The organism is Sphingobium estronivorans (genome assembly GCF_008692605.1).
Taxonomy (GTDB): Bacteria; Pseudomonadota; Alphaproteobacteria; order Sphingomonadales; family Sphingomonadaceae; genus Sphingobium; species Sphingobium estronivorans.
Genome location: NZ_LFCT01000008.1, coordinates 39,790 through 52,489, shown reverse-complemented (window position 1 = coordinate 52,489; position 12,700 = coordinate 39,790). Strand labels below are relative to the sequence as shown.

The 12,700-nt window shown below is 64.0% G+C and carries 13 protein-coding genes and 1 tRNA gene; 10 read left to right on the top strand and 4 right to left on the bottom strand.

Annotation, left to right across the window (positions count from 1 at the left end; all coding sequences use genetic code 11):
• Window positions 1-11: 11 nt before the first annotated feature.
• Together secD and yajC are read right to left on the bottom strand one after the other, a co-directional pair.
• Window positions 12-1,613 (bottom strand): protein translocase subunit SecD, encoded by a 1,602-nt coding sequence (gene secD / locus F7P65_RS07555; protein WP_150291141.1) that lies wholly within the window; start codon window positions 1,611-1,613, stop codon window positions 12-14.
• A gap of 8 nt (window positions 1,614-1,621) precedes the next feature.
• Window positions 1,622-1,957 (bottom strand): preprotein translocase subunit YajC, encoded by a 336-nt coding sequence (gene yajC / locus F7P65_RS07550; RefSeq protein WP_150291140.1) that lies wholly within the window; start codon window positions 1,955-1,957, stop codon window positions 1,622-1,624.
• 258 nt (window positions 1,958-2,215) lie between these two features.
• On the opposite strand from yajC, the gene F7P65_RS07545 reads away from it, so the two are divergent.
• From F7P65_RS07545 to F7P65_RS07535, 3 genes are all read left to right on the top strand, one after another.
• Window positions 2,216-2,292, top strand: a tRNA-Pro gene (locus F7P65_RS07545).
• A gap of 138 nt (window positions 2,293-2,430) precedes the next feature.
• A complete protein-coding gene (locus tag F7P65_RS07540; RefSeq protein WP_150291260.1) occupies window positions 2,431-2,970 on the top strand; it encodes a glycoside hydrolase family 108 protein in 540 nt (179 codons plus the stop codon).
• Between the two features lie 12 nt (window positions 2,971-2,982).
• Window positions 2,983-3,255, top strand: a complete 273-nt coding sequence (locus F7P65_RS07535; protein ID WP_150291139.1) for a 3TM-type holin — start codon at window positions 2,983-2,985, stop codon at window positions 3,253-3,255.
• Between the two features lie 17 nt (window positions 3,256-3,272).
• Here F7P65_RS07535 and F7P65_RS07530 read toward each other — a convergent pair whose 3' ends face one another.
• The gene (locus tag F7P65_RS07530) at window positions 3,273-4,154 is read right to left on the bottom strand and encodes a LysR family transcriptional regulator (RefSeq protein WP_150291138.1); all 882 of its coding nucleotides are present in this window, start codon (window positions 4,152-4,154) and stop codon (window positions 3,273-3,275) included.
• Window positions 4,155-4,283: 129 nt separating this feature from the next.
• Here F7P65_RS07530 and F7P65_RS07525 point away from each other — a divergent pair, with 129 nt between their 5' ends.
• The gene (locus F7P65_RS07525) at window positions 4,284-5,795 is read left to right on the top strand and encodes an acetyl-CoA hydrolase/transferase family protein (protein ID WP_150291259.1); all 1,512 of its coding nucleotides are present in this window, start codon (window positions 4,284-4,286) and stop codon (window positions 5,793-5,795) included.
• A gap of 561 nt (window positions 5,796-6,356) precedes the next feature.
• Here F7P65_RS07525 and F7P65_RS07520 read toward each other — a convergent pair.
• Window positions 6,357-6,902 (bottom strand): hypothetical protein, encoded by a 546-nt coding sequence (locus F7P65_RS07520; RefSeq protein WP_150291137.1) that lies wholly within the window; start codon window positions 6,900-6,902, stop codon window positions 6,357-6,359.
• Window positions 6,903-7,223: 321 nt separating this feature from the next.
• On the opposite strand from F7P65_RS07520, the gene rpsM reads away from it, so the two are divergent.
• The 6 genes from rpsM (at window position 7,224) to F7P65_RS07490 (ending at window position 12,670) form a co-directional block, all read left to right on the top strand.
• Entirely contained in the window at window positions 7,224-7,592 is a 369-nt protein-coding gene (rpsM, locus tag F7P65_RS07515; RefSeq protein ID WP_007707977.1) for a 30S ribosomal protein S13, read from the top strand.
• A gap of 75 nt (window positions 7,593-7,667) precedes the next feature.
• Window positions 7,668-8,057, top strand: coding sequence for a 30S ribosomal protein S11 (gene rpsK / locus F7P65_RS07510; protein ID WP_004208752.1), 390 nt, complete (start codon window positions 7,668-7,670; stop codon window positions 8,055-8,057).
• A 123-nt stretch (window positions 8,058-8,180) separates the two neighbouring features.
• Window positions 8,181-9,245, top strand: a complete 1,065-nt coding sequence (locus F7P65_RS07505) for a DNA-directed RNA polymerase subunit alpha (RefSeq protein ID WP_150291136.1) — start codon at window positions 8,181-8,183, stop codon at window positions 9,243-9,245.
• 120 nt (window positions 9,246-9,365) lie between these two features.
• Window positions 9,366-9,791 carry a 50S ribosomal protein L17 gene (gene rplQ / locus F7P65_RS07500; RefSeq protein WP_150291135.1) on the top strand — a complete coding sequence of 142 codons (426 nt, stop codon included), beginning with the start codon at window positions 9,366-9,368 and terminating at the stop codon, window positions 9,789-9,791.
• 111 nt (window positions 9,792-9,902) lie between these two features.
• The gene (locus F7P65_RS07495) at window positions 9,903-12,080 is read left to right on the top strand and encodes a prolyl oligopeptidase family serine peptidase (protein WP_150291134.1); all 2,178 of its coding nucleotides are present in this window, start codon (window positions 9,903-9,905) and stop codon (window positions 12,078-12,080) included.
• A gap of 65 nt (window positions 12,081-12,145) precedes the next feature.
• Entirely contained in the window at window positions 12,146-12,670 is a 525-nt protein-coding gene (locus F7P65_RS07490) for a hypothetical protein (RefSeq protein ID WP_150291133.1), read from the top strand.
• Window positions 12,671-12,700 lie beyond the last annotated feature (30 nt).

The window sequence follows — 12,700 nt, the reverse complement described above, 5'->3', positions numbered from 1 at the left end:
TCTCCGCCCCGTCAGATGTGGATTTCGGTCGGGCGCTTGGCGCGGACCCAACGCGACACCAGCAGGCGCGTGAAGGTGACGGCGGTGAACACGCTGGTCGCGATGCCGATCAGCAGCACGATCGCGAAGCCCTTCACCGGACCGGAGCCGAGCGCAAGCATGATGCCGCCGGCGATGGCGTGGGTCACGTTCGCCTCGAAAATGGTGCGGCTGGCTTCCTTATAGCCATGTTCGATCGCCTGCACGACCCCGCGTCCCCGTCGCCGTTCCTCGCGGATACGCTCGTAGATCAGGACGTTGGCGTCGACCGCCGTGCCGATGGTCAGCACGAAACCGGCAATGCCCGGCAAGGTCAGCGTCGCGCCCAGAATGCCCATCACGCCGAGGATGACCAGCACGTTGATGGCGACGGCGATGTTCGCATACACGCCGAAACGGCCGTAACTCACGAACATGAAGGCGGCGACAGCGACCACCGCGATGATCGAAGCGGTGAGGCCCGCCTTGATCGAATCGGCGCCCAGTTGGGGGCCGACTGTGCGTTCCTCCACCACGGTCAGCGCGACCGGCAACTTGCCCGAACGCAGCGCAATGGCGAGCTGGTTGGCGCTTTCCACGGTGAAATTGCCGCTGATCTGCGCGGAGCCGCCCAGAATCGGTTCATTGATGTTCGGCGCCGAGAGCACCTTGCCGTCGAGGATGATGGCGAAGGGCCGGTTCACATTCTGCGACGTCACCTGGCCGAATTTGCGGCCGCCCGCACCGTTGAAGCGGATATTGACGATGGGCGCGTTGCCGCGCTGGTCATAGCCCTGTTGCGCGTCGGTCAGGTCCTCGCCCGACACCATGACCTGCCGGTAGACGGCGATCACCGGCGGCCCGGCGGGATTGCCCGGATAAGGCAGCACTTCGCTGCCCACCGGCGCACGGCCCTGCGCCACCTCGGCGGGATTGGCGTTGATGTCGACCAGCTTGAACTCAAGCTTGGCGGTCTGGCCGAGCAGGTCCTTCAACGCCTTGGGATTCTGAAGCCCCGGCACCTGCACGACGATGCGATTGTCGCCCTGCTGCTGGATCGTCGGCTCACGAGTGCCCATTTCGTCGATGCGCTTGCGGATCACTTCGGTCGCGACTTCCATCGCGCCCTTGACCGCATTGTCGATCCCCGCCTGGGTCGGCGTGATGACGATGGTGGAACTGTTCACCACCTCGACATTGAAGTCGCGCTGGCCAGTCAGGCCCGCGCCCTGCGTCAGCGGCCGGATGCGCTCGACAGCGGCATCAACCTCCGACGGGTTGCGGACCATGAAGCTCAACTTCCCGTCGCGGCTGGAAATGTCGCCGATGGCGATTTTGGTGTCGCCCCGGCGCAGTTCCGCGCGGACCTGCTCCTCCATATTGGTCAGCCGCTGCTTGGCGACGTCCTGCGTGGACGCTTCCAGCAGCAAATGGCTGCCGCCCGACAGGTCGAGGCCCAGATTCACACGGGTCTGCATGAATTTGGGCAGCTTTTCGACCGCCGAATCCGGCATGAAGCTCGGCACGGAACAGAAGATGCCGATCAGCAGCGGCAGCAGGATCCCGGCGACCGCCCAGCGAGGGAAGTTCAGCATCGGGCCGCTCAGTCGTTCGCAGGCTTGGCGGTGGCGGGATCGACCACGTCGGTCAGGGTGGACTTCACCGCCTTGACCTTCATGTTCGGCGCCAGTTCGACTTCGGCGTAAAATTCGTCGACACGCACCACCTTGCCGACCAGACCGCCGCCGGTCACGACCTGATCGCCCTTTTTCACGGCGTCGATCTTGGCCTTATGCTCCTTCATCTTCTTCTGCTGCGGACGGATCAGCAGGAAATAGAAGACGACGAAGATGAGGACCAGCGGGGCCATCTGCACCAACATGGAGGCGCCGGACGATTCCCCGCCCGCAGTCTGGGCAAAGGCTGGAGATATGAACATGCTTGGAACTTTCGCCTTATTATCTGTCCAGTCGCAGCCGCAAAGCGCCTGCAAAATGCTTTTGTCATTCGCAGACGCAAGCGCCTGCAAAATCCTTTTGCCATTCGCAGCCGCAAAGCGCTGCAAATCAAGGGCGCGCGGCTAACACAGATGGGCCGGGTGAGGCAACCGGATTAGGATTTGCCGACAAAAGCGCAAAAAGCCTGCATGGAAGCGCTTGCATATTCCCCAAACTGCTTCTAATTGCGCCGCTCCGGTCGGGACGTAGCGCAGCCTGGTAGCGCATCACACTGGGGGTGTGGGGGTCGGAGGTTCGAATCCTCTCGTCCCGACCAAATTATCGAAGGCTCCGCGAAGCCTTCCTCCCCTCCTTATTCCCCAAGTTTCGCTCGCGTTTGACCGCGCTTTTCCGCTGTCCTACAATGAACCAAATGGGATAAATGGACCGTCTTTCCACAGAGAAGGGCGGTATCATGGATATTTCGACGTTGATCGATGAGGTCATCGCGCGCGAGGGTGGCTATAGCAATCATCGGGCGGATCGCGGCGGGCCAACCCATTTCGGGATCACGCAGGCCGTGGCGCAGGCCAATGGCTATAGGGGCGACATGCGCGCCCTGCCCCGCAGCGTGGCGGAGGCGATTTATCGGCGGCTATATTGGGAAAAGCCGGGCTATGCCTTTGTCGCGGAACTGGCTCCCGCAATCGCCGAGGAACTGTTCGATACGGCAGTCAATATGGGGCCGGCGACGGCCAGCGGCTTTCTTCAGCGCGCACTCAATGCGCTCAATCGCAATGAACAGGATTATCCCGACCTGAAGGTCGATCAGGCCTTAGGGGCAAGAACCCTCGCGGCGCTGGGCGCTTTTTTGAAGCTGCGCGGCAAGGCGGGCGAAAAGGTGCTGCTCAAGGCGGTCGAAGCCTTGCAGGGGGAGCGCTATCTGGCTCTGGCGGAAAGCCGGCCGGCCAATGAGGCCTTTCTCTATGGCTGGCTCGCAAACCGGATCGGTTAGGAGGGCAGGCGCATGACATCAGCGCGGCACAGGCGAATCGGAGGGGACCGGTGGACGCTGCGGGCGCGGCCGGCCTTTCTTTATGTGATGTACGGATTGCTGCTCTGGTCGGTGCCTTTGGGGCTGGTCGGCGGGGTGCGACCGGACGTGGCGGCGGCGATCATCCGCACCATGCAGGCCTATTTCAGCGCCTTGCCGGAACCGCTCTACGCGCTCTTCGGCACCGGCTATCTGGGTTATACCGCGGCCAGGGCCTGGGGGAAGGCGAGGGGCGTGGAGCGGTAGCCGTTCCGGCAGCGTTGCTACAATGCCTCTCCGGGGAAATTGGCCTTCAGGAAATCCAGCACCACGCGCGCCCGCGGCGGCAGGCGTTTGTGCGAGGGATGGACCGCCCATATGTCGAGCGCGGCAATGACGCTGTCCGGCAGGACCGGCACCAGCCGCCCCGTCTCGATATCGCCCTGCACCCGAATCGCCGGGAGCAGGGCGATGCCCAGACCGCTGACGGCCGCGCGATGAACCGCTTCGCTGCCGTCGCTGCGGAACGTGCCGCTGACCACCCTCTCCCGTCCATCTATGGTCCAGCGGGCCGGCACGTCGCCATAGGCATAGGCGATGCATTCATGGCGGGAGAGATGTTCGGCGGAAGCGGGTAGGCCATGTCCCGCAAGATAATCGGGGGCCGCCACCAACAGACGCGGCAGGCTGCCGAGCGGATGGACCACCAGACTGTCGTCGCTGACCGGACCGACGCGCAGGGCCAGATCAAGCCGCTCCTCCACGACGTCGCGTTGCCAGTCGGTCATGGCGCAATCGAGCTGAAGCGCGGGATAGCGGCGGGTCAAATCGCCCAGGCGCGCGACATAATGAAGGCCCAGCGCGGTGGTGAGGCCGATCCGGACAAGCCCGCGCGGCTCATTGCGGACCGGACCGAAATCCTGCTCTGCCACATCAAGCGCATCCAGCATGGCCCGGGCATGGGCCAGCAGGCGTTCCGCCTCCGCCGTGGCGATCAGCCGTCGCGTGGTGCGGTGAAACAGGGTTGCGCCGAAATGGGCCTCCACCTGGTCCAGACGGCGCGCAATCGTGGTATGACTGGCGTGCATTTCTTCCGCCACACGGGAGAAATTGGGTTTCTCGCACAGCCGCATAAATGTCCGCATGGCGATCAACAGATCCGTCATTTGAACGATTCCCGCACAGATATTGTGCGACGAATCCTTATTGTCTGACGGCGCGAAAAGCCAGAAGCGACCCTATCGCCCGGCCGTGCCGGATAGGAGGAGAAGAGGATGTCCATGCCCCACCGAAGCATGTCCCGCCGCATCGCCCATGCCGGATTGGCCGCCCAATGCCGGACGGCCGAGGAAGCCGCGGCCCTTATCCAGAATGGCATGGCCGTGGGGATGAGCGGCTTTACGGGATCGGGCTATCCCAAGGCCGTGCCGCTCGCGCTGGCCGCGCGGATGACGGCTGCCCATGACGCGGGCGATCCGTTCCGGGTGAAGGTGTGGACCGGTGCCTCCACCGGACCGGAACTGGACGGCGCGCTGGCGCAGGCCGATGGCGTCGAATTCCGCCTGCCCTATAATAGCGACCCCATCGCCCGCGAGCGGATCAACAAAGGGCAGATGCAATATTTCGACATGCATCTGAGCCAGGTCGCGCCGATGGCGTGGCAGGGTTTCCTGGGCGATCTGGACGTGGCCGTGATCGAAGTGACCGGGATCACCGCCGAGGGCGACCTGATCCCCTCCGCCTCGGTCGGCAACAACAAGAGCTGGATCGACCGGGCCAAGGGCGTGATCCTGGAGGTCAATCGCTGGCAGAATCCCGCACTCGAAGGGATGCACGACATTTATTACGGCACGGCGCTGCCGCCGCACCGCGAGCCGATCCCGCTTGTACGGGCGGATCAGCGCATTGGTCAGCCGACCTTCCGCTGCGATCCCGCCAAGGTGATCGCGGTGGTCGAAACCGAAGCGCCGGACCGCAACGCCCCCTTCACCCCACCCGATGACAAGGCGCGGGCGATCGCCGCGCATCTGCTGGAGTTCCTCAGCCATGAAGTGAAGAAGGGCCGCCTGCCCGCTTCGTTGCTGCCGTTGCAGTCGGGGGTCGGCAATATCGCCAACGCCGTGCTGACCGGCCTGATCGACGCGCCGTTCACGGATATGGTCGCCTTTACCGAGGTGATCCAGGACGGGATGCTGGACCTGCTCGACGCGGGCAAGCTGCGCATGGCGAGCGCGACGGCCTTTTCGCTGAGTCCCGAAGCGGCGGCGCGGATGAATGCGGACATGGGGCGTTACCGGGATCGCATGATCCTGCGGCCGCAGGAGATCAGCAACCATCCCGAACTGGTGCGGCGGCTTGGCTGTATCGCCATGAACGGCCTCATCGAGGCGGATATCTATGGCAATGTCAATTCGACGCATCTGATGGGGTCGCGCATCCAGAACGGCATTGGCGGATCGGGCGATTTCGCGCGCAACGCCTTCCTCTCGATCTTCATGACGCCCTCGACCGCCAAGGGTGGCGCGATTTCCGCCATTGTGCCGCATTGCAGCCATGTCGATCACATCAACCAGGATGTGCAGGTGATCGTGACCGAACAGGGACTGGCTGACCTGCGCGGGCTGGCGCCCCGGCAGCGGGCGGAACGGATCATGGAAAATTGCGCGCATCCCGACTTCCGGCCGATGCTGAAGGACTATTTCAAGCGGGCGCTGGCCGGGTCGTTCGGCTTGCAGTCGCCCATGCTGCCCGGCGAGGCATTGGCCTGGCACCAGCGCTATATCGATACCGGCACGATGCGGGACTAGAGGCAGAGTCCTGTCCGGTTCTTTCGGCCTGCATCCCCCATGAACCGGACGATCCCTCATCCCCATCGTGCCCGGCGGGCCTGCGAGCGCATACGCAGGCCCGCCTGACCGAAATCTCGGCACCCCCAAATGAGAGGGGCCGCCGGGCAGATAAACCCGGACGGCCCATCATTGACATGGTCAGCGGCCGGAAGTGCCGCCCAAGGGAAACGTTGATCGCGCTATTTTCCAGACGCGGAACTCCGCCTGCGGAACCGCAGTCGACAATCACCGGATTTCTGCAAAACCGACGCTAAAGGCGTCGCTCAGCGGCGCGTTCCCCGAATGGACTTGACCGACCCCATTGCTGAACCATGAGACATCGGATCACCTCCTTTCGCTAGTTGAAGCCCCTATAGCCGTTCCCGGATAATGGTCCTTCGCCGTCTATGAGATGATATGTGAATCAGACGGGCCGCATGTTCAAGGCTTGTAAAATTCTTTTTTCGAATCATACTTCTACGTCCGCGTTTCGCAGGCGACTTGCTTCGAAATTTGCCGAAACCTCCCGAAATCAGCAACTTAGGCGCGGCAGTCCTCGACGACGCGGCCTATCTCCGCCCAGGCTGGCAGGATCAGTGTGGGCAATCCCTGAACTTCGACCGCAAAACGGCCCCGGCTATAGACGATCCGGTCGAGCGCCGCGTCGTTGGCCGCGCGGATCGCCTGCGTCGCAGGGACGGTCCCCACAGCCGCCGCCGCAGGCCAACTCACCGCGCCATAGCTGGTCCGCACCGTCATCGCCGTACCCGCCGGGCCGGGGCGCAGCAGGCTGATGCGGCGCGCTGCCTTATCGCAGCGGATGAGGAACAGGCTGCTTTGCGCATCGACGCCGAACAGCGCGACCGATCCGGCGCCATCGACCTGATAACGCCAGTCGCCGGACGTCGTATCACGGTCCTGCCATTCGACCGGAGCGGGCGGCGGTGGCGCGGGCGGCGGCGCCGACCTCGATGCCGGGACCGGAGCCGGCGCCCGGCCAGCCGTGGGCGGCTGAGGCGCGCCGACGCAGGAAGCCAGCAGGAAGAAGGATGTCGCCAGCGCGGCGGAAGGCAAAGTGAAGCGCATCCCGCCTCCATGCCTCAGGGAACGGGATGGCATCAACCCGAAAAGGGCGGAACGAGGCATCCACTCCGATCAAGCGGCGAGCCCGAGGAAGCGCCGGATTTCACCGCTTTTGCGCCCACCCGTCATTGACAGTCCAGGGCCGAATCGCTAAGGGCAGCCCTTCCCAATTCGCTGGCGAGCGGCGGTGCAACAGCACTGGCCGTCTTTTTTGCGTCTTGGGGCCTATCGAATCGGCCGCAAATCCTTATGCAGGAATTTCGGCCCGGACGCTTTGAGATGGGGTGGCGCCAACCGCCCCGTGGAGCAGGAGTACAGAATACCATGGCACGTATTGCGGGTGTCAACATCCCGACCAACAAGCGCGTGATCATCGCGCTCACCTACATTCACGGCATCGGTCGCAAGACCGCCGTCGACCTCGCCGACAAGCTGGGCATCGACCACAGCCGCCGCGTTCAGGACCTGTCGGACGCCGAAGTCCTGCAGATCCGCGAAGCCATCGACGCCGACCTGACCGTCGAAGGCGATCTGCGTCGCGAAACCGCGATGAACATCAAGCGCCTGATGGATCTGGCCTGCTATCGTGGCCTGCGTCACCGCAAGGGCCTGCCGGTCCGCGGTCAGCGCACGCACACCAATGCGCGCACCCGCAAGGGCAAGGCGAAGCCGATTGCAGGCAAGAAGAAGTAATCGTTGAGGGCCAGTCCTTCGGGCAGGCCCTCCGGCGACTTCTGCTTTTAAACGATTTCAGTAGGATAGAGCAAAATGGCACGCGAACCTCAGCGCATTAAGCGCCGCGAACGCAAGAACATCTCGGCCGGCGTCGCGCACGTCAACGCCAGCTTCAACAACACGATGGTGACCATCACCGACGCCCAGGGCAACGCGATTTCGTGGTCCTCGGCCGGCATGATGGGCTTCAAGGGCAGCCGCAAGTCGACCCCGTATGCCGCGCAGGTCTGCGCCGAGGACGCCGGCCGCAAGGCTGCCGAACATGGCGTGCGCACCCTGGAAGTCGAAGTGAAGGGCCCCGGTTCGGGCCGTGAATCGGCTCTGCGCGCGCTGCAGGCCGTCGGCTTCCACATCACCTCGATCCGCGACGTGACGCCGATCCCGCACAACGGTGTGCGTCCTTCCAAGCGCCGCCGCGTCTAATCGCCGGCTCGTTCGGTACTGGCGGGCGGCGGACGCGTCGCCCGCTTACCCATCTGCATCGGTCGGGACGTCCTGTTGGGTTCAGGATTTTAAGCGTTTCGGCCCCATCCCCAGGGGAAATACATGACTGTCAACATGAAGAACTGGCAGGAATTGAAGAAGCCCAACAACCTTGAGATCAAGGCGGCGGGCGACGGCAAGCGCAAGGCGACCTTCGTCGCCGAACCTCTGGAGCGCGGCTTCGGTCTGACGCTTGGCAATGCGCTGCGCCGGGTTCTTCTGTCCTCGCTTCAGGGCGCGGCGGTCACCTCGATCAAGATCGAGAACGTCCTCCACGAATTTTCCTCGCTCGCCGGCGTGCGCGAAGATGTGACGGACATCGTCCTCAACATCAAGCAGGTCGCGCTGCGCATGGAAGGCGACGGTCCCCGCCGTCTCCAGTTGTCCGCCACCGGCCCCGGCGAAGTGCGCGCGGGTGACATCACCACCGTCGGCGACATCGAAGTGATGAACCCCGATCTGGTGATCTGCCATCTTGATCAGGGCGCGACCCTGAACATGGAACTGACCGCTGACATCGGCAAGGGCTATGTCCCCGCCGTCGCCAACCGTCCGGCGGACGCCCCGATCGGCCTGATCCCGATCGATGCGCTCTACTCGCCCGTGCGCCAGGTCGCCTACAAGGTGGACAACACCCGCGTCGGCCAGGAACTGGACTATGACAAGCTGTCGCTGACCGTCGAAACCGACGGCACCGTCACGCCGGAAGACGCGGTGGCCTATGCTGCCCGCATCCTGCAGGACCAGCTCCAGCTGTTCGTCCACTTCGAGGACGCGCTGCCCGTCGCCGCTCCGGCTGCCGGTGCTGCGGCTGGCGGTTCGGCCAGCGAAGGCGAGAGCGACGCGAACCAGATCAACCGCTATCTGCTCAAGAAGGTGGACGAGCTGGAACTGTCGGTCCGCAGCGCCAACTGCCTCAAGAACGACAACATCATCTACATCGGCGATCTGGTCCAGAAGACCGAGGCCGAGATGCTGCGCACCCCGAATTTCGGCCGCAAGTCGCTGAACGAAATCAAGGAAGTGCTGTCGTCCATGGGCCTGCGCCTGGGCATGGACATTCCCGGCTGGCCGCCGGAAAATATCGAGGAAATGGCCAAGAAGCTCGAACAGGAGCTGCTTAGTTAAGAGGATCGGGGTCGGGGCGATGCGCCGACCCGGTTTCTTATGGGCTGATGGGCGGTGGCCCTGAACACCGCCTGGTCTGGGCTACCTGAAACGGGCCCTTAACGAACGAAGGAAAGACACATGCGTCACAAGGTTGGTCATCGTAAGCTGCAGCGCAGCGCCGGGCATCGTAACTCGCTGCTCCGCAACCTCGCGGCTTCGCTCATCAAGCATGAGCAGATCCTGACGACCACGCCCAAGGCGAAGGAACTGCGTCCCTACGTCGAAAAGCTGATCACCCTCGCCAAGAAGGGTGGCCTGTCGAACCGTCGCCTGGCCAATGCCCGTCTGCAGGACGACACGCAGCTGACCAAGCTGTTCGAAGTCCTGGCCGAGCGTTACAAGGATCGCAACGGCGGCTACACCCGCGTGATCAAGGCCGGCATCCGCGCTTCGGACGCGGCGCCGATCGCGATCATCGAACTGGTCGATCGCGACGTCGATGCCAAGGGTCAGGATTCCGGTCCGGTTCAGGGCGCCGATGCCGACGAGCTGGAAGCGGCATGATCCGCTGATACCGCTTTTGCGAAAGTGGTAATTTGATTTCAGGACAGGCCGTGGCTTGATAAGAGCCACGGCCTGTTTTGTTTGTTTTCACGGTGATGGGGGAAAAGCGGAATGCGCAGGCTTCGCTGCCTGGCTTTGGCGTCGCTGCTGCTGGCCCCCCTCCCCGTACGCGCGGCGCCGGATGCCGCCGCCCTCGCGGCTGGTGTCAGGACGACCACCCTGCACTATCCCGCCGCCAGACGGCTCGATCTGGTCGAGGACCATTTCGGCGTCAAAGTGACCGACCCCTATCGCTGGCTCGAAAACGACCTGCGCAGCGATCCTGCCGTGCGCGACTGGGTGGACCGGGAGAACGCCCTGACCCGCCGCTATATCGACGGCCTGCCGGGCCGCGACATCCTCAAGACGCGGATGCAGGCGCTGTTCGCCCATGGTCGCTACACCCTCCCGCGCAAGGCAGGCGGCCGCTATTTCTACGGCTATAACAAGGGCCTTCAGAATCAGACCCCGCTCTATATGCGCGAGGGGCTGACCGGCCCGCAACGCCTGCTCATCGACCCCAATGACTGGGCCAAAGACGGATCGGACGCGCTGGCGGAATGGGCGCCCTCCCCCGACGGTCGCTATCTGCTCTATGCCGTGCAGGAGGCCGGAAGCGACTGGCGCACGCTGAAGATATTGGACGTCGCCACCGCCAAGCCGCTCGACGATGTCGTGCAATGGGTGAAATTCTCGCAGCTGGCCTGGGACGGGCGGGGTCAGGGTTTCTTCTATTCCCGCTTCGCCGCGCCGCAGGATCGGGCGACCTTCCAGTCTTCGGCTGTGGCGCAACAGCTTTTTTACCACCGGCTTGGCACGTCGCAGGCGCAGGACCAGCGGATCTACGCCACGCCCGATCAGCCGAAACTCAGCCACACAGGCCAGGTCACGCAGGACGGCCGCTGGCTGGTCATCAGCAGCTTCCAGGGCACCGATCCGCGCCGGGAACTGCATGTCGCGGAACTGACCGGCGGCAAGGTGAAGGTGCGGTCGCTGGTCAAGGGCATCACCAATGACTGGCGGCTGATCGGCAGCCGGGGACCGACGCTGTACTTCATCACCGACCAATATGCCCCGCATCTGCGCGTCGTGTCGATCGACGCCCGCCGTCCCAGCCGCAGCAGCCAACAGGTCGTGGCCGAGCGGATGGACACGCTGGCGGGCGGGTCGCTGGTGGGGGAAAGGCTGATCCTTGCCTATCTCTCCGATGCTGAGACGGTGGCCGAGTTGATCGGGTTGGACGGGCGCAAGATCGCGGACGTCCCGTTGCCCGGCATGGGCACGGCCGCGGGCTTTGGCGGGCGGGATGGTGACCCGGAAACCTTCTTCAGCTTTTCCGGCTTCACCACGCCGTCCAGCATCTACCGCTTCGACACGGCGACGCTGCGTTATGAACTGTTCGCGCGGCCCGACCTGCCGTTCAACCCGGACGACTATGGCATAGAGCAGATCAGCTACCCGTCGAAGGACGGCACGATGATCCCGATGACGGTGATCCGCAAGAAAGCGCTGGCCCTGTCGAAAACCCCCGCGCCGACGATCCTCTACGGCTATGGCGGCTTCAACATCGCGCTGACGCCGGGCTATTCGGCGACGCGCATGGCCTGGCTGGAGCAGGGCGGCGCCTATGCCATCGCCAATCTGCGCGGCGGCGGCGAGTTCGGCAAAGCGTGGCACGATGCGGGCCGCCTCGCCCACAAGCAGAATGTATTCGACGATTTCATCGCGGCCGCCGAATATCTGAAGGCCAATGGCTATACGACGAAGGACGGCCTGGCCATTGAGGGGCGCTCCAATGGCGGCCTGCTGGTCGGCGCGGTGGTGAACCAGCGGCCCGACCTGTTCGCCGCCGCGCTGCCCGCCGTGGGGGTGATGGACATGCTGCGCTTCGACCGCTTCACGGCCGGGCGATACTGGATCGACGATTATGGATCGCCGGACAATGCGCAGGATTTCCGCCTGCTCTATGCCTATTCCCCCTATCATAATATCATGGGCGGCAAGGATTATCCGGCGATCCTCGTGACCACCGGCGACACCGACGATCGCGTTGTCCCGGCGCACAGCTTCAAATATGCCGCCGCGCTCCAGGCCGCCGATCTGGGGCCGAAACCGCGCCTCATCCGCATCGACAGCAAGGCCGGCCATGGATCGGGCAAGCCCATCGACAAGCTGATCGCCGAATATGCCGACAGCTATGCCTTTGCCGCGCATTTCACCGGCTTGCCGATACGCGACGAACCGAAATAGCCGTTCAGCCCCCTGACAGCCGAACGGGCATAGCACTCCGGCAAACCGGTTGAGGGACGCGGGCCATGAACAAGACACAATGGATGACGGGATCGCTGACGGCCCTGGCGCTGCTGGCGAGCGGCGCGGCTTCGGCGCAGATACAGCCGCAGCTGCGCTATCCGCAGGATCAGGGCGATCTGCCGGACGATGCGCAGGCACCCGAAGACCAGGCCGATCCACCCCATGCCGACGATGATTTTTCCGATGTGGTCGGCGCGGATCAGGATGCCTCGGCCCCCGATTCTGCGCCCGGGGGCTATGACCGGGCGCACGATCCCAACGACGCCGCGCTAGCCCCGGAAAGCGACGCAGCCATCGACGATTGCGCCCTCGCCGCCCGCGACGAAGCCGAACGCGACGGCGGCTATGCCGAAATACGGCAGATGCAGCCGCCGCGTGAAAGCGCAAACGGCTATGATGTGGAGGGCGACGCCGAAGTCCGCTCCAGCTGGCGCGCGCAGGATGGCGCCATGCGGCATTTCACCTGCTCGATACGGAACGGCCGGATCGCGAGCGTCTATTTCCAACAGGAGCGCATGGCCCGCTAGCCGCTTTTCAAGGTTCGGCACGGCGCGGGA